Here is a 26,543-nt window from a genome sequence, read left to right as displayed (position 1 = left end):
GGCGTGTTTTTTGCCATATTGAAATACGATACGGTATCGTATATGAAAATCGTGATGACCGGACCCTTGCCCGGGTTCGGGACATGATTGAGGGTGGTGCGTATCCATGCATACCAGTGTGCCTGCGCCCGCACAAAAGGGAGGGCGTGGCCGGTCCTGACCCTGTTCGGGATGCCTTGGGTGGGATGTATCCGAAGGACGGGCGATCGCCGCCGCACAGGATGATGCAGCCTTGGCTTCGTTGGCGCCATGCTCCATTACCAGTAAGGCGGGCAGCCAGTCCGGGTGTGAACGCGATAATGGCGGAAAGGAAACGTCCGCCGCAAAAACCGGGGACCTGACACAGCGACGGCTGGAACATGGCTGTTCCAACCGACTGGATGTACTCTTCGCGCAGGTGATCGACCCGCAGGCGGAACTGGCGCGAAGACACGCCTTCATAAAACACTTTTACGCGGGGAAGGGGATTAAATGGCGAAATGCGACAATTGCGGGGCCGGGTTTTCCTGTCAGCCGGAAGGACAGTGCTGGTGCATGGAACGGACACCGGTCCTGCCTGTCCCCAAGGAGGGGCAGAAGGGATGCCTCTGCCCGACCTGCCTGGACGCGGTCCCGGCAAAAGCTGGCGAGGAAAGTGCGGACAGACATTCGTGACGTTCAGTCCCTATCTGGGAATTCCCGTTGCATCGCCCCCCGTTTCCAGACCGGTTGCAGGATCATTGCGGTCCCGCGAAGTTGATTTACATCAACGACAGGAAAGACAAAAAGGCACGCTATGACCACAAGGGTTTTCCGGCAGGAAAAACAGACGGGTCCGCGCTGGCCCCAACACAGGCATGACGTCCCATGAGATACGCCCACAGCAATTTTGAATCCTTTGTGCAGCCCGAAAAACCGACCGGGATCGAGACCCGTTCGGCATGGATCGTGGGCGGCGGCCTTGCGGGAATGGCGGCGGCCGCCTTCCTGATCCGTGATGCACGGATGCCGCCATCGCGCATTACCATCCTTGAGGCGTCGGAAGCCGATGGTGGGGCGCTTGATGGCACGGGCAACGCCCGGACAGGATGGCTGATCCGGGGCGGCCGGGAAATGGAGGAACAGTTCCAGTGCCTGTGGGACCTGTATCGCTCCATCCCGTCGCTCGAAGTGCCGGATGCGTCAGTGCTGGATGAATTCTATCGCCTGAACCGTGCCGATCCCAGCAGCAGCCCGGTGCGGGCGATGTGCGGGCATGGACAGCCCCTGCCGGATCGGGACAGCCTGAAGCTGACGGGCAAGGCGCGGCGGGAGATCATATCCCTGATCCTGACGGATGAGGAAAAACTGGGGGGCAGGACCATCAGTGATGTCCTGTCCGAAGATTTCATGCGGTCGAACTTCTGGCTGTTCTGGCGTTCGATGTTCGCGTTCGAGACATGGCACAGCGCGATCGAGATGAAGCGCTACCTCGCGCGGTTTGTCCACCAGATCCTTGGCCTCAAGGACCTGCATACGCTGAAATTCACCCGGTTCAACCAGCAGGAATCCCTCAGCCGCCCGCTGGCCACATGGCTTGCCGAAAAGGGCGTCGTCTTCCGCCATGGCGTGCGGGTGACCAATGTGCGGGTTGACACCTCTGGCGGGACGAAGGTCGCGACACGTCTCGACTGGCTGGAGGACGCGAAAGCAGGGGGTGTCGATATCGGTCGCGGCGACCTTGTCTTTGTCACCAATGGTTCGATGGTGGAAAATTCCCGATGGGGTGACCACCATACCCCCGCACCCGTGGATGCGACCATCGCGGAGGGGAGCATCTGGCAGTTGTGGCGCAACATCGCGGATCAGGATCCCGCCTTCGGGCGGCCGGACGTGTTTTGTGGCGACACCACGAAATCCCGGTGGGAGTCCGCGACGGTGACGACGCTGGATGCACGTATTCCCGCCCTTGTGCACAAGGTGACGGGGCGTGACCCGTTTTCGGGCCGCACGGTGACAGGCGGGCCGATCACCATTCAGGATTCCGCATGGCTGATGAGTTGGGTCGTCAGCCGCCAGCCCCACTTCAAGGGACAGCCGAAGGGGCAGATGGTTGCATGGCTTTATGGCCTGTTCAGCGATGTGCCGGGGAATTACGTGAAAAAGCCGATGCAGGACTGCACGGGCGAGGAAATCACGCGGGAATGGCTGTTCCACATGGGTGTGCCCGCAGACCAGATCGACGATATGGCGGCGACCGGGGCCGTGACCCATCCGTGCATGATGCCGTTCATCACGGCGCAGTTCATGCCCCGCACCGTCGGGGACCGGCCGAAGGTGGTGCCCGACGGCAGTGTCAACCTCGCCTTTCTGGGGCAGTTTGCGGAAACGCCACGCGACACCGTGTTCACGACGGAATATTCCGTCCGTACCGCGATGGAGGCGGTCTATACGCTGCTTGATATCGACCGTGCGGTCCCCGAAGTCTTCGGCAGTGTCTATGATATCCGCATGCTGTTGCAGGCGGCGGCGGAGCTACGCGATGGCAGGAAGGTTCCGGCTTCGGGCGTGGTGCGGCACCTGTCCACGGGAACGGAAATTGGCGACCTGCTGGAGCGTTATGGACTGATCTGAGGCCGCAGGGCCGGAACATGCGTCCCGCCGGGGAGTTATCGGGGGACGTGATTGCGACCATCCGTGCCAGTGTCCCGTTCTTTGGCGGCCATGGCCAATACAGCCGCAAGGGAAAGGGGGTATCCGCAGGCACGGACACTTATATATGACGTTCAAAATATCATCCCGATGATATAGAATATTGGGAACAGGAGGTACAGATAGCTATGTCGATCGCCCAGATGCGTAAGAACATGTCTGAAAATGCGGGTTTTATCGCGGCCCTGGACCAGAGTGGGGGATCCACGCCGGGCGCGCTGCGCCATTATGGCATCCCCGACAGCGCCTACAGCAACGATGCGCAGATGTTTGCCCTCATGCATGAAATGCGGGTCAGGGTCGTTACCGCGCCATCCTTCACGGGGAAGAAGATCCTCGCCGCCATTCTGTTCGAGCAGACGATGAACGGCCTGGTCAAGGATACGCCTGTTCCGACCTTCCTGTGGCAGGATCGTGGCGTGGTGCCGTTCCTGAAGGTTGACAAGGGACTGGAGGCTGAGGCTGGCGGTGTCCAGTTGATGAAGCCCATTCCCGATCTTGAGGCGCTGCTGGATCAGGCCATCAAGAAGGGGATTTACGGCACGAAGGCCCGCTCCGTCATCCATCTGGCCGAACGTAACGGGGTGGCGGCGATCGTAAAGCAGCAGTTCGCCCTGGCGCAGCAGGTTGCGGAACGGGGGCTTGTCCCCATCATGGAACCCGAAGTGCTGATCAAGAGCCCGGACAAGGCCAAGGCCGAAGCGCTGCTGCATGATGAACTGCATCGCGGGCTTGACGCCCTGCCCGGTGATTATCAGGTGATGATCAAGGTCTCCATTCCTGAAAAGCCGGACCTGTACCTTGATCTGGTCAAACATCCCCGCGTGCAGCGTGTTGTGGCCCTGTCGGGAGGGTATTCGCGTGACGAGGCCTGTGAACGCCTTGCGCAGAACCACGGCATGATCGCAAGTTTCTCGCGTGCGTTGCTGGAGGAACTGCGCTGCACCATGACGGATGCGCAGTTTGATGCGGCGCTGGCAACGGCCATCGACCAGATCTATAAGGCATCCACGCAGAAATCCTGAGGCGGGGATGTTAGCTGCTGCTTTTTTCAAAAAAGGCAGTATTCCGGTGAAGTTTTTTAAAAAAATCTTCACCGGAAACGTTCCTTGATTTTTGCCAGCGGTTTCCGGATTCTGGGAACCGCTTTTTTATGCCCGGATTTTACTATTCCCGTGGCGGCCAGGATTGGTTCGTTTTCGAAATATACAGAATTCAACAAACAACTTTTGTTTAATTCGCGGCTTGTGATGAGGTGGCAGGACAGGGTGGGTTCTATCGTGGTGGCAGATAACGGAGGAAAATCCTGATGCCCCATAATCCCGTCGCCCCTGAGTTCCGTGCCGCCCTGAAGGTTCTGCCGTCCTTTGATGGATTGTCTGACCAGACCCTTGCGCAGACGCGGGAAGCGTTCATTACCGCGATCCGTGGGGTCAGGGTTGCGCCATATCCGGATGTCGAGGTCAAAACTGGTGCTGTTCCCGGACCGTCCGGGGCCCCTGAGGTGCCGGTGGTGATCTATACCCCGCGAACAGGGCACGATAATGCGCCCGTGCTGGTTTACAGTCACAGCGGCGGGATTGTCAGTGGTACGCCCGAAGTGGACGATGCGCGATGCCGTGACCTTGTCAACGCACTTGGCATTGTCATCGTCTCCGTCGATTACAGGCTTGCGCCGGAGGCCCCTTATCCCGCGGCGATAGAAGACTGCTATGCGGTGCTAAAATGGGTGCATGCGAATGCATCTGGACTTTCGATTGATCCGGCGCGTATCGCCATTGGCGGGGACAGTGCGGGTGGGGGACTGACGGCATGCCTTGCCCTGATGGCGCGGGATCGCGCCGAAGTGCCTGTCTGTTTCCAGTTGCTGATCTATCCCATGCTGGATGATCGTACGGGCACGACCGTCATGCCTGCATCGGAACTGGGAAAATATATCTGGACGCGCTCTGCCAATCATTATGCATGGAACGCCTATCTGGGGCAGGCGCCGGGGAGCGAAGGTGTATCGGAATATGCCGCTGCATTTCGCGCAACGGACCTATCCGGCCTGCCACCGGCCTATATCGGCGTCGGTTCGCTTGACCTGTTCCTTGATGAGGATCTTGACTATGCAAAGCGCCTGATGGCCGCAGGGATCCCAACGGAAGTCTGCGTCATCCCCGGTGCCTATCATGTCTTTGACGTGTTTATACCCGAGGCTCCGTTAAGCACGATATTCAGGGATTCGTATTTTTCCGCGCTGAAACGGGCATTTTCCCTGTCGTAAAAGTTATATTGTCAGACAGACCACAGGTTATGAACAACCGGCCCATAACCTGTGGTTCTGTTCTCAGACGTTACCTGTTCGACAACCCGCCGTAATAGGTATCGACCTGTGTGCCATACATGTCGTTGCTCCAGTCCGGGGGCATCGTTTCGTCATAGGCCGGCGCCGCTTCCATCTGTTCGCGTGTCAGGGACACGATATAGCCGCCGCGCGCCGTGTCATATTTCAGGGATTTCCACGGCAGGGGATGGTAACTGTTGCCCATTCCCAGAAAACCGCCGAAACTCATGACGACATAGGCCACGTCGCCCGTCATCTTGTCCACCATGAAATATTTTACCGTGCCAAGCTTCTCCCCGGTCGGGGAATATACATTCGTTCCCTCAACCTTGTCGGATGCAATGAGGTCATGCTTGGTAGTGTTGCCACTTGCCATTGTCGCAGACATGAAACTTCTCCTTTTATCATAACGGATGTTTCGTTTCTCATCATGGGCAGCAGGGAAGGATGTCGTATATCGGCGCAGGCAACGCCATGCCCGGGGCCCGGCTTGTCCTGCGCCGGTTTTGGTCACAAACCTTCCGGATCATTCATAAAGCTGTCGGGATTATACCCGCACCCCTGCGCCTGCGCTCATCTGCTGGAACAGGGGATGGCCCGCTGGTGCGTTCATACTGGAAGATATGATAACTCATGATCTCCACCTTTTCATATCGCAGCGGCTACAGGAGATCCTTGTTTTTCCCTATCCCATAAAGGAATTTCCAGAGGAAGCGATCTCGGGACTGCTCGCTGTGGGGAGATCAACGGTGCATGGCCGCCACGGTTTCATCGAAAAACCGACCCTTTGAAAAATGGGCGCGAAATGGCGGTGAATCTTTGTCGGGCACGAAAACATCACCATGTTCAAAGGGAATGTTTCCTGTCCAGATATAGCCCGTGGACATGGCTTTCGGGAACCATGAATACATGGCAGCCGGATGGATGCCGCAAAATCCCTTGCGTGATGACGGCATCCATATCAGGGAAGGCGTGGACTGGCCGGGACTTCCATCCCGGCAGGCCATTAGTCGTCCAGCGCTTCTTTCTCTTCTTTGCGCGTGGCAAACGGCACTTCCTGCTTGTCATCAAGCTCGTTCATGCTGCCCCCCGGATTCCCGAGGTTTTCTTCCAGCCACGCCTGTTCGATGGGCTGCCCGTTGGCATCGAGGGGAACGGGGGAGTCCACCGGGATCTGTCCCGCATCGGGATTGCTTTCCATCCCGATCAGTTCCGATGCCGCCTCCTTGTAGGCTTCCGGCCCACAACCGGGCTTTCCGTCCGCTGTCCACAGTTCCTTCGCCTTTGCGAGGATGCGTGCTTCCTTCTGCGGGGTGTCCTGAAGCGGATTGTCCATGTCTAACGTCCTTATCCTTGGTTCTGGCATGCGTGCCAGCGTTACAGATCCATACCTGACCAGCCTGATACCATGCCAGAGCGTAAATCAGGCAGGTTCTTTTCCCATGCCTGTTTCATTGGAAGCGGGATCAAGGACAACGGTTGCCTCACTGGTGAGGACGCGGAACACAAAGCTCTCTTGCAGGTAGAGTTCGACCGTTTCCGCCGTATGCGCCAGATAACCGATGGAAAAGTCCTGTCCGATATCCAGCGCAAGGTCACCGCCACGGGTGGAGACGACAAAGGCACCTTCAATGGCGGGAGCCCAGACCAGTTCCCCGTCGATCAGGCTTTCGATATGCTTGCGGACAGGATAGCCATCCTCGTCACCGCTGCTGATGGCCTGATAGGCCTTCGTTCCAAGCACGATCGAATAGGGACCATTGACCCCGGCAAGGCGCAACGTGCTGAGGGCTTCGGTTATCACGCGGGAATAATCCCGGGCGGATGCAGGCAGTGCCAGGTGGGCATTTGATGTACCCTCGCGCATGCCCTGCATTGCCGCCGCCGCATAGCCGTCAAAGATGGCGCGGTCTTCGGCAAATGCGATCGTGCGTGCGGCATCCTTGACTGGCTGCCAGTCGGAATCCAGCGAACCACGCTCCACGGCGTCAATCTCCGCCCGTGACAGGGTGAAGGGGACGCGCAGCTCCACCAGCGGCAGCACCTCGCGCTGCGTGACCGTGACGCCGTCGCCAACCGGTGTGATCTTCCGACCGCGCCCTGTGCCAACCCCGGCGAAGGCCTCGCCCTTTGGCTCCGACGTGTCAACCACGCGACGCCCCGCCAGATGGCGCCGGATGGTGCGGGCGGCCTCTTCCTCGATCTGTGCCCATGCGGAACTGGAGATGGGGGCAAGATGCCTGTGCAGATTATTCATGTCAGGAGTCCTTTTTCAGTGATCCGATACCAAGGGAGCCAGAGCCTGCTTTGGGGGGAGATACTGGTGCAGGTGCGGCCGCAGGAGAATTTTCCGCCCGGACATTGGGTGCGTTGTCGAGGAAATCACCCGTCGGGATGAAGAACAGTGTCCCGGTCACCGCCGTACTGACATCAAGGAGCCGATCATAATTGCCCGGCGGTTTTCCAATGAACATGTTCCGCAGCATCTGTTCCGTCCGGGCGGGCGAACATGCATAGCCGATGAAATAAGTGCCAAATTCCCCCTTGCCGACTTCGCCAAAAGGCATGTTGTCGCGCACGATCTGAAGCTGCTGCCCATTTTCCTCGATATTGGTCAGGACATTATGGGCATAGCTGGGCTTGGCGGCATCGGGCAGTTCGATGTCCGATACCTTTTTGCGGCCGATGATATGTTCCTGGACTTCGGTGGGGATGGCGTCCCATTTCTTCAGGTCATGCAGGTATTTCTGCACGATGACATAGCTGCCCCCCGCAAAGGCGGGATCTTCCTCCCCGATGAAGGTGGAGGCAAGGGCGGCCTGCCCCGTGGGGTTTTCGGTCCCGTCGACGAAGCCGAGCAGGTCGCGTTCGTCAAAATATTTGAACCCGTGCACCTCATCCACCACGCCTGCCACGCCCTCAAGCCTTGTGACGATGGCTGTTGCGAGTTCAAAGCACAGGTCCATCCGTGTCGCGCGGATATGGAACAGCAGGTCACCCGCCGTAGAAGGTGCATGGTGTACGCCGTTGATTTCCTGGAACGGATGCAGCTCCTTTGGGCGGGGCAGTCCAAAGAGGCGATCCCAGGCATCCGATCCGATGCCTGTAATGCAGCTCAGCCTGCCATCAGGCACCCTGAATCCCACACCACGCACAAGGGAGGAAAGGTCGCCAAGCAGATCCCGCACCTGGGTATTGGCAGACATGTCGCCATTCAGGCTGACAACAAGAAAGACAGCAGCCTGCGTCAGTTTGGTATCGATGGGTTGAGGTGTCGCCAACTGTCTGAAACTCCCATGCAGGTCGTGTTCGCATAACCATGAACAGACGCCTAGCATAGGCAGGTGGCAGATGATGACAAGATGGCGAATGTGCCGGGTTGACCGGAAATATCACAAGTCGTTCAGCCTCATAACCAACATTTATGACGAAACAGGCAGGAGTGTTCAACCCCATGACTTTCGTTGCGTAATGTACCCGGTGATGAGGAGTTGGTGCATATCAGGATTTTTGTTCGTGCACTTCGGAAAAATACCGAAGTTATGTATAGATTATGTAAAAATAATTAAAAAACAGATGAATTCAGGTAATGGCTTCTGTTTTTCTCCATGGTCTGAAATCTCCTGTTCTCCTTTTCCCATGTTTCATGTGATGGCAGGAATCTCAACGACAGCGATGGGAGGAGGGAAATATATTACCTTTTCATATTATTCTAATTCACCAAAAGACCAATATATCCTGCATGGCAGCGTTATGAAAAATGCATAGTTTGCGTTCATATTCTGCGTTCACTGGACAATGTGCGGAACTGATCAGTCTGGATCACCTGATTCTATTTGTAACACTTTGAGGGCTTACATTTAACACCCTGCAGGACGATGTCTTGAGGGTCAGATTGTAGGAGACATTATGAAACGCGCAATTTTATTTGCATTGGCTCTTGGTGCATCCCTGCCGATGGCGGCTCATGCTGAAGGTGGCCGGCATCATGGTCATCATAGTGAAGAGCAGGGCGGCGGTGATAACCAGAACGGCGGCCAGAATGGTGGCTGGGGTGAACGCGGCGGTCGCGGTGGCGATAACCAGAACGGTGGCCAGAATGGCGGCTGGGGTGAACGCGGCGGTCGCGGCGGCGACAACCAGAACGGTGGTGGCCAGAATGGCGGCTGGGGTGAACGTGGCGGTCGCGGTGGCGACAACCAGAATGGCGGCGGCCAGAACGGTGGCTGGGGCAATCACGGTGGTGGTCGCGGCGGTGACCGTCAGGGTGGTGGCTGGAACCAGAACGGTAATTCCAGCTCCAGCTCCAACTGATTCCATCCCTGGGATCGGGAGGCCCGGCTTCATGCCGGGCCTTTTTTTATGCAGTTTCCCCAGCGCAAGGACGCCGGGGTTTTCCCTGTCAATGCGTGTCGGGTGCGACGCAGGCAAAGCTGCTGGCGGCGTCCATGTCTCCGTGCCCGTCATAGCGGGCAACCTTCGGCCATGCGCAGATGGGCCGGGTACGCACGACCTGCCCGTTCTCCACACGCGCGGCGATGATCTGTTCTGGCAGCTGCCTGCGGCTGACCCAGTTATCGATCGCCCCGAGCTTGCTGAACGTATCGCACCCCGCTCCGCCATGGCAGTGCCCCATGCCCGGGATCGTGATCAGTCGCACGGCGTCCGCCCCCGCGGGGCCTGCATTGCGCAGAAGGGACTGGTAATAACCCGCCAACTGTTCGGGATTATGGCCATCATTCCAGCCGATATACATCAGCAGCCTGCCACCATGCCGGAAAAATGGCGTCAGGTTGTCGTCCACATGCAGCAGCGGTCCCAGCTTGCAGGTGGCCGCCTGCACGTCGGTATCCCATTTCAGGCTTGTCCAGTCCCAGTCAGGGTCCTGGAAGGCCGCGTATTTGAACAGGTCGAGGGCGACGGGAAACGCCTTGCCATCGGCTGAAAAACCGTCTTCGCTGCCCTTGGCCGGGCCGGGGAAAATGACCTGATGCGTTTGTGGGTCAAGCGGCCCCTGATAGATTTCCTGCGCGGCCTGCACCTCATTCGCGTTCAGGCAGCCAGTCGTCTGCCCCTCCTTGCACAGAAGCTGTTGCGGCGTGAACGTGCACCTGTCCGGTTCGTCAAGAAAGCCCTGCTTTTTCCCGACAGGGGAGGCGCAGGCCTCCATCACCGCCGTATTCAGCAGCCTGAACCTGTCGCGCGAGACGCGAAGGGCAGGGTTATGGTAGCTCATCCAGCCTGCCCAGAGTTGTTCCGCATTGAAATCCACGATCGGGTTTGGCGGTGCCCCCGCCACGATCCCGTCGTAATCCTCAGGATAGCGCCTGGCCTCAATCAGCCCTTCCAGACCGCCAAGCGAACATCCGATCCAGTAGGCATGGGATGCGGCCCTGCCATAGAATGCCCTGACCAGCGCCTTTGCCGTGACGGTCATCAGGTGATCGGCCCGATAGGCATAGTCGATCAGCTTTTCCGGATGGCCGAGGGTAAAGCGGCCGCCCTGCCCATCGGGCGTGGAACTGTCATGTCCGGTATCGGTGCTGGCCACGGCATAGCCTTCGGCAACGCCCGTCGCCATGCCGTAATACATGAGCGATCCGGCCCAGCCGAAATTGCCAACCCCCAGCAGCCTGCCGTTCCATCCCTTCAGCGGCAGCCAGACTTCCGTGCGGATCTGCGAATCACGCGAAGGACGCAGCGTAAGGGCCACACGGCAGAATGCAGGGGTGGGGGCCTGTGTCGGATGGCCGGCCAGGTTCATGCCGGGGGCCGACATGATGCGTGACAACTGATCCTGCGGCGTCTGCCAGCCTCCGGCCGACACGGTTTCAACGGTCGTGAAGGTGGCGTCCGGCAGTGCCTGACGGGCAAGGTCGCGACAGTCCGTGGCATGTGCACCCGATACGCTGGCAAACGCCAGTGGCATCGCAAGGGCCGTGCCGACCGCCAGCCGGACTGCCTGGTGCGACAGGCCGCGCACGGATGTGAAAGGGGGCTCGGAAGGGGGCATGGCGGGTTCCCGATGGATCATTGCGGCTGTGATGTCATGGACGGCTCCGGTGGCAGGCCCGACCTGACGGCAGATGCCATTGTGGGGGAAAAAACCGGCGGGGGAAAAGCCCTTGATCGCACGGCGCTGGCCATGCAGTGTGCATGCACCACCATACGGGACTCCCGTCAGGCAGGACAGGGCAGGGGATTGATGCACAAGATTTTTCTGGCGGCCGGGGGCATGGTCCTGATCGCGACGTCCGCAATGGCGGCCGACACATCTGGGCAGAAAACGCCGTCTTCCGTCATCGCTGCAACACAAAACACCGCCACCCGGCGCACGGACATGGTTGTGGCCGCCGCACGGTCCTTCCTCGGGACATTCGGGGCCGACGGGCGGGCGAAGGTGCAGTTTCCCTTCGTAACACAAAAAACTGCCACCCTGGCCCGTTTCCGCCGCAGCGCGCCCGACCAACCGGTCCGGCCTGTCATCGGGACACAGGCCGACGCCCCTGCGGCGCGGGGACCGGGAATGGGACCGCCGGGAGGATTCATCGGCGAACGCTACGGCAATTCCGTGTGGTCCAATTTCCCCGTCAGTGACGTGCCGCGACCGGGCGTGCAGATGGGACAACTGACCCCCACCCAGCAGGCGGCGGCCCTGCATCTGCTCCAGACGGTGCTGAGTGCCAAAGGCTACCGGAAGGTGCTTGAGATCATGGGCGCGGATCAGGCACTTGCCGATGGCGGGACGCCCTTTGCGTCCGGCAGGGCGGTCTATACCCTTGCGATCTTTGGTGAACCGGCAGCGGACAGGCCGTGGATGATACAGTTTGGTGGCCATCATCTGGGGCTGAACATCGTGATTGATGGTGCGCATGGCGTCATGACCCCCACCCTGACTGGCGCCCAGCCTGCGATTTACCAGGCGGACGGAAAGACGGTGCGGGTGCTGGCGGGGGAAAATGATTGCGCCTTTGCACTTCTGGACGCGCTTGATGCGAAACAGCGGCGGCAGGCGATCCTGTCCTACAGGGTGGCTGATCTGGTGCAGGGGCCGGGCCATGATGGCGAGATGCTCATCCCCGAAGGCCTGAAGGGAAGCGGCATGACCGCCGCGCAGAAAGAACTGCTGATGGATGTGATTACGGAATGGGCAGGCATCGTCGATGATGCCTATGCCGCGCCGCGCCTGCAGGAAATCCGCAATGGCCTCGACAATACATGGTTTGCGTGGAGTGGCCCTGTCATCCATGCTCCGGGACGTAATGGATCCTCCTACTACCGCATCGAGGGGCCAAGGCTGCTGATCGAGTTTTCGCCGCAGGGGGTGGGGGACGATCCCACGATGCATGTCCATACCGTTTATCGTGATCCGACCAACAGTTATGGCAACCGATATACCCGGCCATGAAGGTCGGCAGGCAGATGATGGTCCCCATGACGGTTGCGATGATGTCCGTCATGGGGGTGGCGCAGGCGCATCGACTGGATGAATATCTGCAGGCGACGATGATCGACCTGCACCGGCAGCACATTGACATCAGCCTGCGCCTGACACCGGGACGGGAGGTAGCCGCCGCCGTCATTCGCCAGATCGACAGCAATGGGGATGGTGTCCTGTCACCGGATGAACAGCATGCCTATGCCGGGCGTATCGCGCGTGGACTGAAACTTTCCCTTAATGGCCATTCCCGGCCCCTCAGGACAGGGGATGCGGTTTTTCCATCCGTGGCGGCCATGCAGACGGGCGATGGCGTGATCGGGCTTCATTATGAAGCCACTGTCGCGCTGGCGCCCGGTGCGTATCATCTGGCGTATGCCAATCAGGGCCAGGGGCCTGACGCGGTGTATCTGGTCAATGCCCTGATGCCTGATGATCCAGCCATCCATACGGGAGGGCAGCAGCGTTCTGCCGAGCAGTCCTCATATGCACTGGACTTCATCGTCGATCATTAGCCCCCGGAAAACATCTCGTAGCCCCAAAGGTTCTTGGTGAAGCTTTTTTCAAAAAGCTTTGAAAAACGCGACATTCCTGAAAACCGGCACCCACAGACTTTTCTTTATCTGGAATGATCCCTGCATTGCGTCATTGCAACGTGGCGATACGAATTCATGAAAACATCACACAACTACGCTGACAAAATTACATAATGGACTTACGGGGCCTGCCGTGACTGCGACATATGCCGGGTCCGTATGGTGGCTGTGGTCCCCACGCCCGTCAGGACATGTTCTGCCATGAAAGATTGAATCAGAACATATTTCAATTTGAACAAGGTGTTTTCATGGTTTTTCCAAATCGCAGGCAGGTTCTGGCGGGACTGGGAGGCGGGTTGCTGCTTTCGACGCGGGTCAGGGCCCTGCGGGCGGCCGTGCCGGCCAACCTTGAGACAAAACCGAAATTCGAGACGTCACCTTTTCAACTGGGCGTTGCATCGGGGGATCCATCGTCCGATGGCTTTGTCATCTGGACACGGCTTGCCCCTGCGCCCCTGTCGCCTGACGCGGGGATGACCAGTCATCGCCCCATGCTGGTGAGCTGGGAAGTCGGGGAGAATGATACCCTGTCGCATATCGTGCGCAGGGGACAGGCGCTGGCGCATCCCGAACTGGGACATTCCGTGCATGTGGAGGTATCGGGCCTGAAACCGGACCGGCCCTACTGGTACCGTTTCCGCATTGCCGGATATGACAGTACGATCGGGCGCAGTCATACATTCCCCCTGCCGGGCGCATCGCCTGCCCGCGTAAGGTTCGCTGCGGCAGGATGCCAGTATTATGAGGAGGGATATTATACCGCGTGGCGCAGGATTGCCGAAGAACCCATAGATTTCGTTTTCCATTATGGGGACTACATTTATGAAAATGGGGATAGCGGGGACGGTATCCATCAGCATAATGGCAGGCCGTTTCGGGCATTGCGCCGCCATGTGGGGCCTGAATGCTATTCCCTTGATGAATACCGCCGGCGTTATGCGCAGTACAAGACGGATGCGGACCTGCAGGCGGCCCATGCCGCAGTGCCATGGATCGTCACATCGGACGACCATGAAGTCGATAACAACTGGGCCGGTGACAGCGATCAGGACGGCACACCTGCGGAGATATTCCGCCTGCGGCGGGCTTCGGCCATGCAGGCCTATTACGAACATATGCCGCTTCGCCTGACCTCGTTGCCTGATGGCAGTCACATGCAGATCTACCGCAGCCTGCGCTATGGCGACCTGATGAATATATTCGTGCTTGATACCCGCCAGTATCGGAGCGATCAGGTCTATGGGGACCGGTTCGCGGGGCAGGGGCCGGATGTCTGGTCGCCGGAACGGACGATGATGGGCAATGCGCAGGAACAGTGGCTGTTCAATGGCCTGGCCCATTCGGATACCCGATGGAACCTGCTGGCGCACCAGGTCATGATGATGAACCTTGCCTTTCGCAAATCCGGCCATGGCCCTGTACTCTACAGCATGGATCAGTGGTCGGGCTATATGTACAGCCGCAGGCGCCTGCTACAGTTCATCGAACAGAACTGCCCGGGGAACGTGGTGAACGTGACGGGGGATGCGCATCGGCACTTTGCAGGAAATCTTGCTTATGACGCGGATGATCGCAGGCCGGTTTCCGTGGAATTCCTTGCGACATCCATTTCCTCCGGTGCGGATGGGGCAGGGGACAATGACAGTTTCAGCCGCTCGGTCCGGCGTGAAAACCCGCACCTTCTGGCCACCACGGACCAGCGGGGTTATGTGCTGTGCGACGTGGGACGCGATGTCTGGCATGCGGACCTGAAGGTGCTCGACAGGGTCATGGAACGTGGTGGCAGGCTGTCGACCTATGCCAGTTTTGCCGTGGAGCGCGGACATCCCGGGCTGCAGAAAGCCTGATATGCTCCGTTATGTTTCAGAAATGAGGTATGGCTGGACAGAATGTGGGGCATGCCTTGTTTGACCTGCATCACTGTCCCGGGGCGTGCGCCATTCCACAGTGGGGGCACCAGATGATCTGGTTATGCTTTCAGGAGGAATATCGTGATTACGCGTCCGACAATCATCGCAGTGCCGCAGCGTCCTTCCAGCAGCCGTGAAGGGCGGGTGGCGGATCCGTTCGCGGCGCTGCAGCGGCAGGTCGGCAGGCTGATTGAAGATTACCGTGCGCCCGACACGTTCGGTTCCGGCAGGCTGGGTGCAACCGATATCACCGAGGATGCATCGGGATACCATATCTATATCGAGGTGCCGGGTTGTTCGGAAAAGGACATTGGCCTGAGCACGACAAATGGAATCCTGACCATCTCCGGCGAGAAGAAAAGCCCGATTGCCGACACCGAACAGAAGCAGCATGTGGCGGGGCGCATGTTCGGGGCGTTCGAGGAACATTTCAACCTGCCCGAGGAGGTCAATCCTGAAGGCATCGTGGCCAGCATCAAGAATGGCGTTCTGCAGATCACCCTTCCGCGTCGTGAACCGGTAAAGCCGGCGGAGCGCAAGATCGAGATCAAGGCAGGATAATAGCCGCAGGGCCTTCTGCCGACCGGGTGGGGTTTATGTCGAACCCCACCCGGTCGGATTTGTTGTGTTTCCCTGAATATTTCATGCATGATACAAAATCAGGCGCAGACTTTCCGCCTGCCCGAGGTCCGGGATAAAAGGCCGAAGGTCGCGACGTTGCTGCTGAACCAGAATAAATTTTACCCTGACGGCCGTCCCCGACCCTATGCCGGGAATACGATCATCTGCCACCTACCCCAGCAGGGAGAGCAGAGTTCGTTTTTCAATGCCATGCTGGATATGTATCGTGACGTTCTGGCACAGGGTTTTTCAGGGAAACTGGCGCTGCTGCCCCCGTCGAGTTATCATATGACTGTACTGGACGGTCTGAACGATGGGCTGCGCACCCGGCCGTCATGGCCCGAGGCCCTTGCGCGCACCGCGCCGATGCCGTCGTGCGATCAGTGGGTCAAAGACAGGCTCGGGACCTTTCATTACGGACTGGACCTGCCCATACGTATGCGACCGGCCAGACCGGATCCATCATACGACGGGAAAATCCCCCATATCAGGCTGGAACCGGCAGATCATGCCCAGGGGCGGATGCTGGCAGGACTGCGCCATGCGCTTGCGGCCCATATGGGGATGAAAGAGCCCCGGCCCGGGTCGTACATGTTCCATACCACCCTTGCCTATCAGGTCCGTAGCTTTGCAGACCACGAAGCGGCGGAATTCACGCGGTTCATGATGCAATGGCAGGATGTGATGAACCGCACGATGCCCGAGATCCGTCTGGGTGCGCCGGAACTGTGCTTTTTCAGTGATATGTATGCCTATCACCGGCAGTTTTTCATCATATGATTGCGTAAACCCTGCCCCGCAGGACATGGGGGTGGACGGATATTGCCCATAAGGTACGCACACGATACCATTCCGTCACAACGTAAATGTGACCGGATCAGGACAGGGCAAAAGATATGGGATGGGGTTGGGTTGGTGCGGCGACGACCCTTGGGTTACAGTTACTGTTTATCGGACGGGTGCTGCTAAGACCCCATCGCCAGCCAGCCTCCCGCGTGGCGTGGGTCGCCATTATCGGGTCGCTGCCGATTCTGGGGATGATCGCCTACCTGCTGCTGGGCGAAACGCATCTTGACTGGCGTATCGTCCAGCGTATCCACAAGGCAATCCGGGACCTGCCCGTCCCGGGCAAGAAAAATGATGCCCTGATCGATGCCGAACACGATTTCGGCCTGCCGCCGCGTCTGGCGCCCCTGTTCCGGGTCGGGCAGTCGATCAGTGGCTATCCCCCACTTGGCAGTAACAAAGCCACGCTCATGCAGGATTCCAATGCCGCGATCACGGCGATGGTCGCGGACATTGATGCCGCACGGGAACATGTCCATATCAGCTTTTATATCTGGCTGTCTGACAATAACGGCATGAAGGTTGTCAACGCGCTCAAGCGGGCGGCGGCGCGTGGGGTCGTCTGCCGGGTCATGGCCGATGACCTGGGATCGCGGCGACTGATTCACAGCCACCACTGGGCAGAGATGCAGGCGGCCGGGATATTGGTCGTGCGTGCATTGCCGATCGGCAACCTCCTGCAACGCCCGTTCCGCGGACGTTTCGACATGCGCAACCATCGCAAGATTGTCGTGATTGACAATCGTGTCACCTATTGCGGCAGCCAGAACTGCGCCGACCCGGAATTCCGGGTAAAGGCGCGCTATGCCCCCTGGGTGGATCTTGTCGCACGGTTCGAAGGGCCTGTGGTGCTGCAGAACCAGCACCTGTTCGCAACGGACTGGATCGCCCATACGGACGAGGATCTGACCCCACTGCTGGCGTCAGCCACCGTACCGACAGGGGAGGGATTTGTCGCCCAGGTCATCGGCACCAGTGCCGCGGTACGTTACGCGGCGATGCCGGAGGTTTTCGTCTCGCTCATGAACGCAGCGGCACGGGAACTGATGGTGACCACGCCATATTATGTTCCGGACGAACCCATACAGGCCGCGCTGTGCGCTGCGGCCCGTCGCGGCGTCAAAACCGTCCTGACCCTGCCGCGTCGCAATGATTCATGGATCGTCGCCGGCGCCAGTCGCAGTTATTACCGCGAACTGCTGGAGGCGGGCGTGATGGTATATGAATATCCGCATGGCCTGCTGCATACCAAGGCGCTGACGGTGGATGGCCACATGACCATGATCGGTTCGGCAAATCTGGATCGGCGCAGTTTCGACCTGAATTTTGAAAATAACATCCTGCTGGTGGACCGTGATTTCACGGCAGCCATATATGAAAGGCAACAGAGCTATACAACGGCCTCCACACGGGTAATGCTTGACGACGTCATACGCTGGCCGGTCCATCGGGTGCTGTGGAACAATGTACTGGCGATGGTTGGACCGGTGCTGTGACCTGACCGGAAACTTTCATGATTTCAGTTTTCAGGACGCCTCGGAAAACCGGTGTCCCGAACGCCACTCATGCATCATGATGGTCGCTGCCGGTCTCTCCCGCCGGGAAATTCTCTCCGCCACCGTTCATGCCCCCACCGCCGCCGTCGGCCTTGTCCTTTTTCCCATCGTCCTTCGCCCGGTTGCCTGACGCCGGGATGCGCGTGGGGCCCTGCATCGGAATGGCGAGATCTGAGGGGATCGGATCCAGATCAAGCGCCTCGCGGATGAAATCACGCAATGAGACGACCAGCGCATGCGTATGCACGCGCTGCCCGGCCACCAGTTCATGGGCGGCACGCTCGGCCAGGCGGACATGCTCTTCGGTGCCCAGCAGGATGATGTCCGACAGGGCTGCCTCCACGGCATCGCGGATACGGCGCGCACGATCCGATGCGCTATCCGTTCCCGCATCCGTCATGACCCGCATTTCCCGCCGGTGCCGTGGATCGACCACCAGGTCACCCGTAAAGGATCCGCCCAGGGTCCGGTAGGCCGCGATCAGGGTCCGCAGCCGTTCGTTGATCTGGCGGTTCATGCGCTCGCGACGTTGCTGGATGACCTGCATCATCAACAGACGGATTCCGACACCGATGAGCGTAATTACCGACAGCCCGATCAGGGTAAGAAGAAGGCTGTGCCATGAACTGAAATCGAGCGTATGCACCAATGTCTCCTTCCGCGCGGAATACAGGCGCGCCCGTCATGCTGTTTTGCGGATTTATTGCGGGATCGGCGTGCATTGCGGTGTCACGGGCCTGCCTTCCATGACTGCCTGTGTGAACGCGGCTGAATCCGGCAGGGATGCATTGACCGTCTGGCTATGGTCCAGTCCCTTGTACAGATGGGCCTGGACGGTTGTTCCTGCGGCGCATGCGGCCTTGACCAGGCCGAACTGCAGTGGCAGCGGTACATCGCGGTCAAGTTCACCGGTCCCGATAAAGAGTGGCTGCGCCAGTTTCATGGTCGGATACGCCATCGCGGCCAGTGCAGGGGCCAGCGCCTTTGCAAAATTCGGCGCAAGCGAGTTCCCGAATGTCAGGCCCGCATCTTTCACCCTGTCGGTCAACTGGTAAACGCACAGGTCACCTGCCGCCTGATAGGCAGGCAGCGCCTTCGCGGTGAAGGCATCTTCCGGCCGGAAAGCCGGGTCATAACCCGCAAGCCCCTGCGCAAGGTAGAGCGTATAGACCATCAGCGGGTCAAATGTCGCACCCTGCTGCCGGGTGGCGGAGGCTGTCATAAGCTGCCTGAGAAGTTCCGGCGTGATATACGGAACACCGGTTGCAACCGTCCCGCGAATGTCAATGTCAGGGGCATAGGAGGGCGCGAATGCGGCGGATGCGAATGCGGCGCCACCTCCCTGTGACTGTCCGACAATCATGACCTTGTTGCGCAGTTCCGGAACGGTGGACAATGCGGCCCGCACCCCGTCCAGCAGGCTGTAGGCTTCGACCCGTGTGTCGAGATAGGCATGCACGCCGGGCGTGCCCAGTCCCTGATAATCTGTGCCGACCACGGCAAAGCCACGCTGCATCCAGACCGACAGGTACCGCCTGTTGCGATCGATCCACGGATTGGCGGACGGGGCGCAGTGATCTGCCACCCCGACGGTTCCGTGCGCCCACGCGACGATCGGCCATCCCCCCTTGGGGGCCTTGCCGGGGGGAAGGATGACTTCCGCCGTGACGGGCACCAGTCCACTGCCGGTCACGCCATTGGTGGAAAGGTAGGTGATGCGCATGGCGCGCCCGGCATTCGGCAGGCTGAAGGCTGCGGGCAGGGATGCGGACGCCGTGAGCGTTCCCGGCCTGCTGCTTTCCGGCGTCGGGGAGGCCGCATGGCCGATGGACGGCAGGGAGGCAAGGCAGATACCCGCCACAAGGCAGGCCATGGTGCGGGCAGGGCGGGAAAAATGCACGCAAAATCCTTTCCAGAAGGCAGCCTGCTTTCCGCTTGACCACCATGCGGGTTTAAACTTAACACTGTTAAGAATGAACATCGGGATAAAGTGGATGTCAAGTTCCCATGACACCGTGACACTGGCCCCGCCATCCTCCGGGGGGATACGGGGACGTCCATCGCCAAAGGCCTACCATCATGGGGACCTGCGCGTGGCGCTGCTGCGTGCGGCGCGCAGCATTGTGGAGGAACAGGGTATTGCCGCGCCGGGCCTGCGTGCGATCACACGTCGCGCAGGTGTGTCTTCGGCGGCGGCGGCCCCGCATTTCGGGAACCTGACCGGCCTGCTCAGCGCGCTTGCGACCATCGGGTATGAAGAACTGGCGGCCGCCCTCGCACCGGCCATGGAAAAGGGGGCGCACGCGACCGGTATGGCCTATGTGCGCTTTGCCATCCTCAATCCCGGCCTGTTCACCCTCATGTTCCGCAGCGACGCCATTGATCGTGGCCTGCCCGCGCTGGCACAGGCCTCGGGCCGGACATCGGACATGCTGACGCAGGTCATCGGTGCAATGAAGAAACCCCATGCGGCACGTACACGCGCCGGAACGCGCGCGGCCCTGTGGGGCAGGGTGCATGGCCTTGCCGTGCTGGCGGTTGACGGGTTCCTTGACATGCTGCTTGCCCGTGATGGGGCAGGAATGACGCTGGAGGAACTGGTGGAAGATGCCCTGCGCTGAGGGACGGTGCATGATCCGCCCGTTGCCTCAGGATCCATGAAACGGCACGTCCCTTGTGAACAGTCTGGAGACGGTATCGGGGTCACGCTCCACAAACCATGCCAACTGTTCCCATGTGATCCGGTCATAATACCGCATCTGGGGGCAGTCTTCGGGAAACACCATTTCACGCCATGTCGAGATCAGGGCACGGAGCAGTACGCGCGCCATCATCAGGGGGCCCAGCATCGCGACCTCTTCGGGCAGGAGGTCGGCATGTTTCAGATAACCGTGCAGGACATCGCGTGACGCGGACAGGAACGCCGTTTCATCCGCCGGACCTTCCAGCGGGAGTTGGCCCGCCATTGCTGTGGAAAGGTCGATTGCGACTGCCGTGCGCAATGCGTCGCCAAAATCGATGATGCCGGCAATCGTTTCATCCTGCCGCGAAACCGCAAGAAGGTTGGAGCAGGTGAAATCGTTGTGCAGCACCTGCGTACGCAATCCCCTGATGGCGGGCAGCAGGGACATGAACCGCGCCATTGCGGTCCCGGCGCATGCACGATGGGATGGGTCGTCAATGAGGGGCAGCACAGGCAGAAGGTCAGGCAGCCGCCGCACGTCCCATATCAGTACACGCCCTTCACCGGGATGCGCGAAATCTGCAAGGGCATGACGCAGTCGGGCAAGCTGTTCGCCTATCTGCCGCCGTATGTGTGGGGTGGGGGCTGGATATTCCAGCGGAAGCCCTTCGAGATAGGACAGGAGCCTGACCTGACGTACCTGTCCCGCCCGGTCGGTGCAGTGCATGATTGCGGCACCGTCATTCCCGCGGATCACGCGCGGCACATGCAGGTCAGGCCTCGTATCGCGCAGGTAATCGAGGAGTGCGGTCTGGAATATGACATCCCCGGTGCTTTCGCGGGGATGCTCGACCTTGAGGATGAAGGCGCGCCCCGCCCCGCAGCGGATCAGGAACGTATCGTCCTTTTCAGTCGCGAGACGGTCCATCCGCCCGCTGATGCCGTAATGCTGGCTGGCAAGGGCCAGGGCTTCCCCTGCGGGCATATGCACGAATGGCTGTGAAAAATTGCCGTATTTTTCAGCTATTTCCAGAAGGTTTCCGTCAATGGGCATCATGGATATCGCTGTGACATGGCATGGAAAAATGTCCCCGGCGCTGAGGCCATGTCGTGCCGGGTGAAAACCCCTCGATGCCGTCATGGCCGCAATATTCTGGGGGCATCGTGCATGCGTGTCCAGATTTTACATGATCGCCCCCAGATGGATATACCCCGGTCCGGGTTGCTATGCCGCCGCCGTCCCGGACGTATCGGTGCGATGGGGCACGAAGAACAGGCGCAGGGACCGTACACCTTGTGCGCCGTGTACCAGCACCCCTTCGATATCCGCCGTGGCGGACGGGCCACTTTGCAGCACGGCATAATGTCCCGACCGCCATTCCGGCCGCTGGTAGGCGCGGTGCAGGTTGCTGACGATCTGCGCGGGATCAAGCAGCACGACAAGGTGCTGGGGCAGGTATCCCAGCGTATTGACCAGCAGGTCCGTCTCCGTCAGGCACAGCGAACCGGTTTCCGCCACGCCGAAGGAGGCACAAACGACCCCCACATCAACATCGGCCAGCGAGGCAGGCGGGGTATCGGCGGTGAGGGGACGGTTGCCCGGAATCTCCGGCACGCGGGAACACACGACCCGCGCAGTGGAAACAGACTGCCGTGCGACCGCGATCGGGTCCGCTGTCCCACATTCGGGCAGGGTGCCCCCCATCTGCAGGAATGACTGCGTGAAGGTGGCCAGCAGGTCCGTGCCGGCAGGCGGGTCAAAAAACGGGATTTCCGGCAGGGCGCGTGCAGGTGCGGGCCTGTGCGCACGGACGCGCGCCAGGATGTCGTCACGGCTGCTCATTGCGGTGCTCCCTTCGGGGTCGTGCGATTCCTGGCATACCATTCGTGGAAGGTCTGCTTCGGCGGGGTGGGCACGTCGCGCCCGTGTCCCCAGGTATTGAACCTGTTATAGACCATGAAACGCGGCAGGTGACGCAGGGCGCTGTCGGCGGTTGCGATCGCGGCGCGATACAGGGCGGGATGCGAAAGAAGCTGCCCGGCCTCACGCATCATCGCCTTTTTCATCAGCGGCAGTTCATGGGTTTCGGACAGGACCCTGCGCCAGTCCGCGATCTGTTCATGGATATTGATCTTTACGGGGCAGACATTGGTGCAACTGCCATTGAGCGTGGAGGAAAATGGCAGGCTGCTGTAGCGGTGACGGTTGAAGGTCGGGTCGATGATCAGCCCGATCGGCCCGGCATAGGTCGCCCCGTAGCTGAGCCCCCCGCTGCGGCGGAAGACGGGGCAGGTATTCATGCACGCACCACAGCGGATGCATTTGAGCGACGTCCAGAACTGTTCCATGCCCAGCCGTTCGGAACGTCCGTTATCGACCAGCACCACATGCAGTTCGCCCCCATGCCGCGGCCCGCGGAAGTGGGAGGTGTACTGGGTGATGGGCGAACCTAGCGCGCTGCGTGACAGCAGGCGCACGAACACCGGCAGGTCCTCCAGCCTTGGAATGACTTTCTCGATCCCGATCGATGCGATCTGCAATGGTGGCGTATTGGCGGACAGGTCGGCATTGCCCTCGTTCGTGCACACGACAAAGGTGCCGGTTTCGGCGACAACGAAATTCGCCCCCGTCAGTCCCGCCTGCGCCTCAAGGATAAGCGGGCGCGTTTTTTCGCGCTGCTGTTCGGTCAGGTAGTGGACATCGTCATCATCCGGATCCGTCCCCAGCGTGCGGGCAAAGACGTCCGCCACGTCCGAGCGCAGCTTGTGCACGGCAGGCACCACCACATGGCTGGGGGCTTCGTGGTCAAGTTGCTGGATCCGTTCGCCAAGGTCGGTTTCCACCACCTCCACGCCGGAACGGGCCATGAAGTCGCGGAACCCGCATTCCTCCGTCAGCATCGACTTGCTTTTGATCAGCCGCGTGACCCCATGGTCCTTCAGCAGCGACAGGATGATGGCGTTATGTTCATCCGCATCCCGCGCCCAGTGGACATGGATGCCGTTGGCGCGGGCATTGGTCTCGAACTGTTCCAGATAGGTATCAAGGTTCGTCAGCGCGTGTTCCTTGATCTCGGAGGCCAGCCTGCGCAGGTCTTCCCATTCCTCGATGCCATGCATCTGCCGGTCACGCTTCTGGCGCAGGTCCCACAGGCGGGCGTCATGCATGCGCTCATGCTCGGGGGCGGCGATGAAGCGTTCGGCCGCTTCGGCCTGGTCGATCGGATGGTCGCCGTGGATCACCGCACCGCGCGGCTGGGCTTCGCGCGTGTGCGAACGCAGCGCGATGGAAGCGCCTTCCGCATGGTCGAGGCGACCGGCCGGGGGGGCGGGGATGCCTTCCTGCGCGCCGCTCATGCCCGTGCTCCGTTCAGGATCTGGGCGATGTGGATGAACTTCAGCGGCATCTCCAGCCTCTGTGCGCAGCCCTGCTGGTGCATCATGCACGAACTGTCGGCGGAGACGACATATTCCGCGCCAGCCCTGCTATGGTCATGAACCTTGTCATATCCCATCTTTTCCGACACTCCTTTTTCAAATACGGAAAATGTGCCGCCAAAGCCGCAGCATTCATCGGGGCGACTGATATGCACGAACTCAAGCCCGCGAACCTTCGACAGGAGATCGGCGGGTTTTGAAAATGCCTTCTCGCGCAGTTCGCTCATGCTGGCATGCTTCAGGCCACGCAGGGCGTTGCAGTTGTTATGCAGGCTGACCCTGTGCGGGAATTCCGCCCACGGGAATGCATCGACCTTGAGGATATCATGCAGGAACTCGACCAGTTCATAGGTGCGTGCGCGGACCTGACGCACCTCCCCTGTCTGCTCCACCGCGTCCATGTCACAACGGACGTGGTGCACGCAACTGCCCGATGGGGCAACGATGTAGTCATATCCGCTGAAGTTACGGACAAACAGTTCCTCCGTCGCGGCAGATTCCTCATGGCATCCGGTATTGGTCATGGGCTGCCCGCAACAGGTCTGGGCGCGCGGATATTCGACCTCCAGCCCGAAGCGTTCGAGAAGTTCGAGTGTGGCGATGCCGACTTCCGGATGGAAGGCGTCGATGTAACAGGGGACGAACAGGCCAATGCGCATGGTGGATACTCCGGCATCCATGGATGGGAAAATGGGCGGCTTACGCCACGCTTTCAGCTTTCCAGTTCCGGCGCTTGGTCGTCTTTCCAATGCCGGGGTTGAAGCAGTTGCACGGGTCAAGTTCACGGTAATGCGCCTGCAGGGAGGGCGGGGCGGCGTACAGGTGGCCGTAATTATGTTCCGCCGGATAACGCGCGCCACGTTTGTCAAGCAGCGCGAGCATCTCCGCCTCGATCGGGGGGCAGGAGTTCCCCTTGCGCACGATATAGTCCTGGTGCATCACGTGACACAGGAAATGCCCGTAATAGAGTTTGACGATCAGCCTGCGATCAAGGTCGGACGGCAGGGTTTCCGACCATTGCCGGTCATTGCGGCGCAGCGCGACATCAAGGGCGACGATATCCTCCACCGTGCGATGGTGGGTGCTGCGGTAGCGGATGGCCGCCCCCGCCGCGGCAAAGCGGTGCAGGAAGGCCCTGGCCCCTTCGTCGGGCGTGCAGGCGAAGTAGCGCGTGCCGCTTTTTGCACAGAAACCATCGAGGAAGGTCCGGGCCTCCGACGCGAGATGCGCGCTGACCTTGAGCATGAGGTGATGCTCGAAACGGTCGCGATATTCATACATGCGCCGGGGCAGGTGGCGCGGGAACAGGCGGCTGAACGCCTGCAGCAGGCGGTCGCTCATGTTGCCCGGCAGGAACGGCACGCGTTCCGTCAGGCGGTCGATGCGGTTTTTCAGCGCGAACAGCATCGGCAGGCGGCGCGTGCCGATGGCGCGGATGATAAGGAACGTGTCCTTGCCATATTCTTCGGCGATATCGAATGCATCGCGATGGATGTATTCCCCCGCGATCGGCAGTTCGGAAAATGACGTCAGGATATGACGGCGGATTTCCTCCAGTTCGTCGGGATTGTTGGTGCCGATATAGAAAACGGACGGGTTACGCTCTGCCGGGAAGGTATCAAGCCGCACGGCAAACAGCGCCATGCGCCCGGCACAGCCCGCGCCCTCGAACAGGCGCGCCGGATCGGCGTTGTAGCGCGCGGGCGTGTCCGCATCGACGTCACGCACATGGGTGGCGTAATTGTCGTCATGTCCCTTGCCCGCGTGCCAGTTGATCCTGCTTTCGGGGACCTGCCCGCGATCGAGCGCGCCGAGTATCTCCTCCGGCCCGGTGCCAAGTTCAACCCCGAGGTGATTGACAAGGTGCAGCGTGCCCTGTGCGTCCGCCTGCGCAAAGATGGACATCTGGGTAAAGGCGGGTCCACGCTGCACCAGTGCACCGCCTGAATTGTTGCTGACGCCCCCGAATACCGCAGCCCCGATGCACGAGGACCCGATAACGGAATGTGGCTCCCGCCCCAGTGGCGCAAGCGTGCGTTCCAGTTGGTCCAGTGTCGCGCCGGGCAGGCAGATGACCTGCTTTCCCCCACCGATGACAAAGATCTTTTTCAGGCGCATGCCGCTGATGATGACGATGTCGCGGTCATAATCGTTCCCGTCCGGGGTGGAACCGCCGGTAATCCCGGTATTGGCTGCCTGCATCAGCACGATCTTGTCCGCCTTGATACAGGCCTGCACCACGCGCCACTGTTCCACCAGCGAGCCGGGATGCACGACCGCCAGCGCCTTGCCCAGCCCGAAGCGGAAGCCGCGCCGGAAGGGCAGGGTCCTGGACGGGTCGGTCAGGACATGCTGCGCCCCCACGATCGCGCGCAGTTCCCTGACAAAGGGGGAGTGATCGGCGTCATCTTTGCGATTGCGGCCAAAAAGGGATTTCAGGGCGGTAAGCATATCGG

Annotated in this window: 25 protein-coding genes; 11 read left to right on the top strand and 14 right to left on the bottom strand. The window is 60.0% G+C overall.

The features are described 5' to 3' along the window. The first annotated feature begins 846 nt into the window (after positions 1–846). The 4 genes from HNH97_RS00730 to HNH97_RS00715 all read left to right on the top strand — a co-directional run bounded on the left by HNH97_RS00730 (position 847) and on the right by HNH97_RS00715 (position 4,939). Positions 847–2,592 (top strand): oleate hydratase, encoded by a 1,746-nt coding sequence (locus tag HNH97_RS00730; RefSeq protein WP_171789492.1) that lies wholly within the window; start codon positions 847–849, stop codon positions 2,590–2,592. Between the two features lie 206 nt (positions 2,593–2,798). Next, complete coding sequence (locus tag HNH97_RS00725) at positions 2,799–3,695, top strand: fructose bisphosphate aldolase (RefSeq protein ID WP_110914694.1); 897 nt, start codon at positions 2,799–2,801, stop codon at positions 3,693–3,695. 84 nt (positions 3,696–3,779) lie between these two features. Continuing rightward, positions 3,780–3,980 (top strand): hypothetical protein, encoded by a 201-nt coding sequence (locus HNH97_RS00720; RefSeq protein ID WP_171789491.1) that lies wholly within the window; start codon positions 3,780–3,782, stop codon positions 3,978–3,980. Further along, the gene (locus HNH97_RS00715) at positions 3,980–4,939 is read left to right on the top strand and encodes an alpha/beta hydrolase (protein ID WP_171789490.1); all 960 of its coding nucleotides are present in this window, start codon (positions 3,980–3,982) and stop codon (positions 4,937–4,939) included. The genes HNH97_RS00720 and HNH97_RS00715 overlap by 1 nt, the downstream gene beginning before the upstream one ends. Positions 4,940–5,009: 70 nt before the next feature. Here HNH97_RS00715 and HNH97_RS00710 read toward each other — a convergent pair whose 3' ends face one another. The 7 genes from HNH97_RS00710 to HNH97_RS00680 form a co-directional block, all read right to left on the bottom strand. After that, complete coding sequence (locus HNH97_RS00710) at positions 5,010–5,387, bottom strand: PRC-barrel domain-containing protein (protein ID WP_110914746.1); 378 nt, start codon at positions 5,385–5,387, stop codon at positions 5,010–5,012. A gap of 355 nt (positions 5,388–5,742) precedes the next feature. After that, positions 5,743–5,955 (bottom strand): hypothetical protein, encoded by a 213-nt coding sequence (locus HNH97_RS00705; protein ID WP_171789489.1) that lies wholly within the window; start codon positions 5,953–5,955, stop codon positions 5,743–5,745. 50 nt (positions 5,956–6,005) lie between these two features. Then, complete coding sequence (locus tag HNH97_RS00700) at positions 6,006–6,335, bottom strand: hypothetical protein (protein WP_110094952.1); 330 nt, start codon at positions 6,333–6,335, stop codon at positions 6,006–6,008. A gap of 87 nt (positions 6,336–6,422) precedes the next feature. Continuing rightward, positions 6,423–7,256, bottom strand: a complete 834-nt coding sequence (locus tag HNH97_RS00695) for a family 1 encapsulin nanocompartment shell protein (RefSeq protein WP_171789488.1) — start codon at positions 7,254–7,256, stop codon at positions 6,423–6,425. Between the two features lies 1 nt (position 7,257). Continuing rightward, positions 7,258–8,280, bottom strand: coding sequence for a Dyp-type peroxidase (locus tag HNH97_RS00690; protein ID WP_171789487.1), 1,023 nt, complete (start codon positions 8,278–8,280; stop codon positions 7,258–7,260). A 643-nt stretch (positions 8,281–8,923) separates the two neighbouring features. Beyond that, positions 8,924–9,346 (bottom strand): hypothetical protein, encoded by a 423-nt coding sequence (locus HNH97_RS00685; RefSeq protein ID WP_171789486.1) that lies wholly within the window; start codon positions 9,344–9,346, stop codon positions 8,924–8,926. Between the two features lie 55 nt (positions 9,347–9,401). Further along, on the bottom strand, positions 9,402–11,033 hold the full coding sequence (locus HNH97_RS00680) for a tannase/feruloyl esterase family alpha/beta hydrolase (RefSeq protein ID WP_171789485.1): 1,632 nt from the start codon (positions 11,031–11,033) through the stop codon (positions 9,402–9,404). A gap of 306 nt (positions 11,034–11,339) precedes the next feature. Here HNH97_RS00680 and HNH97_RS00675 point away from each other — a divergent pair, with 306 nt between their 5' ends. From HNH97_RS00675 to cls, 6 genes are all read left to right on the top strand, one after another. After that, on the top strand, positions 11,340–12,407 hold the full coding sequence (locus HNH97_RS00675; RefSeq protein ID WP_407716850.1) for a DUF3500 domain-containing protein: 1,068 nt from the start codon (positions 11,340–11,342) through the stop codon (positions 12,405–12,407). 14 nt (positions 12,408–12,421) lie between these two features. Then, complete coding sequence (locus HNH97_RS00670; protein ID WP_244949160.1) at positions 12,422–12,952, top strand: hypothetical protein; 531 nt, start codon at positions 12,422–12,424, stop codon at positions 12,950–12,952. Between the two features lie 329 nt (positions 12,953–13,281). Beyond that, positions 13,282–14,880: an alkaline phosphatase D family protein gene (locus HNH97_RS00665; RefSeq protein ID WP_171789484.1), complete on the top strand. Its 1,599-nt coding sequence runs from the start codon at positions 13,282–13,284 to the stop codon at positions 14,878–14,880. Positions 14,881–15,024: 144 nt separating this feature from the next. Further along, positions 15,025–15,504 carry an Hsp20/alpha crystallin family protein gene (locus tag HNH97_RS00660; protein WP_110913992.1) on the top strand — a complete coding sequence of 160 codons (480 nt, stop codon included), beginning with the start codon at positions 15,025–15,027 and terminating at the stop codon, positions 15,502–15,504. A gap of 87 nt (positions 15,505–15,591) precedes the next feature. Then, positions 15,592–16,344, top strand: a complete 753-nt coding sequence (locus HNH97_RS00655) for a DUF1868 domain-containing protein (protein ID WP_171789483.1) — start codon at positions 15,592–15,594, stop codon at positions 16,342–16,344. A 116-nt stretch (positions 16,345–16,460) separates the two neighbouring features. Further along, on the top strand, positions 16,461–17,906 hold the full coding sequence (cls, locus tag HNH97_RS00650; RefSeq protein WP_171789482.1) for a cardiolipin synthase: 1,446 nt from the start codon (positions 16,461–16,463) through the stop codon (positions 17,904–17,906). 67 nt (positions 17,907–17,973) lie between these two features. Here cls and HNH97_RS00645 read toward each other — a convergent pair whose 3' ends face one another. Together HNH97_RS00645 and HNH97_RS00640 are read right to left on the bottom strand one after the other, a co-directional pair. Next, on the bottom strand, positions 17,974–18,612 hold the full coding sequence (locus HNH97_RS00645) for a hypothetical protein (RefSeq protein WP_171789481.1): 639 nt from the start codon (positions 18,610–18,612) through the stop codon (positions 17,974–17,976). Between the two features lie 54 nt (positions 18,613–18,666). Further along, entirely contained in the window at positions 18,667–19,866 is a 1,200-nt protein-coding gene (locus HNH97_RS00640; protein ID WP_456305395.1) for a lipase family protein, read from the bottom strand. Between the two features lie 94 nt (positions 19,867–19,960). Here HNH97_RS00640 and HNH97_RS00635 point away from each other — a divergent pair, with 94 nt between their 5' ends. Further along, positions 19,961–20,587, top strand: coding sequence for a TetR/AcrR family transcriptional regulator (locus tag HNH97_RS00635; RefSeq protein WP_171789480.1), 627 nt, complete (start codon positions 19,961–19,963; stop codon positions 20,585–20,587). A 27-nt stretch (positions 20,588–20,614) separates the two neighbouring features. Here the strand turns inward: HNH97_RS00635 and HNH97_RS00630 are convergent, their stop codons facing one another. From HNH97_RS00630 to dld, 5 genes are all read right to left on the bottom strand, one after another. Beyond that, entirely contained in the window at positions 20,615–21,706 is a 1,092-nt protein-coding gene (locus tag HNH97_RS00630; RefSeq protein WP_171789479.1) for a phosphotransferase, read from the bottom strand. A gap of 168 nt (positions 21,707–21,874) precedes the next feature. After that, positions 21,875–22,492, bottom strand: coding sequence for a LutC/YkgG family protein (locus HNH97_RS00625; protein ID WP_171789478.1), 618 nt, complete (start codon positions 22,490–22,492; stop codon positions 21,875–21,877). Then, a complete protein-coding gene (locus HNH97_RS00620; RefSeq protein WP_171789477.1) occupies positions 22,489–24,006 on the bottom strand; it encodes a lactate utilization protein B in 1,518 nt (505 codons plus the stop codon). Before HNH97_RS00620 ends, HNH97_RS00625 begins: the two co-directional genes overlap by 4 nt. Then, positions 24,003–24,746, bottom strand: coding sequence for a (Fe-S)-binding protein (locus HNH97_RS00615; RefSeq protein ID WP_171789476.1), 744 nt, complete (start codon positions 24,744–24,746; stop codon positions 24,003–24,005). Before HNH97_RS00615 ends, HNH97_RS00620 begins: the two co-directional genes overlap by 4 nt. Positions 24,747–24,786: 40 nt before the next feature. After that, positions 24,787–26,538, bottom strand: a complete 1,752-nt coding sequence (gene dld, locus HNH97_RS00610; RefSeq protein ID WP_171789475.1) for a D-lactate dehydrogenase — start codon at positions 26,536–26,538, stop codon at positions 24,787–24,789. Between the last annotated feature and the right edge of the window lie 5 nt (positions 26,539–26,543).

It is taken from the genome of Gluconacetobacter entanii (genome assembly GCF_013155425.1).
Classification (GTDB): domain Bacteria; phylum Pseudomonadota; class Alphaproteobacteria; order Acetobacterales; family Acetobacteraceae; genus Novacetimonas; species Novacetimonas entanii.
This window is presented reverse-complemented; position numbering and strand designations above follow the sequence as displayed.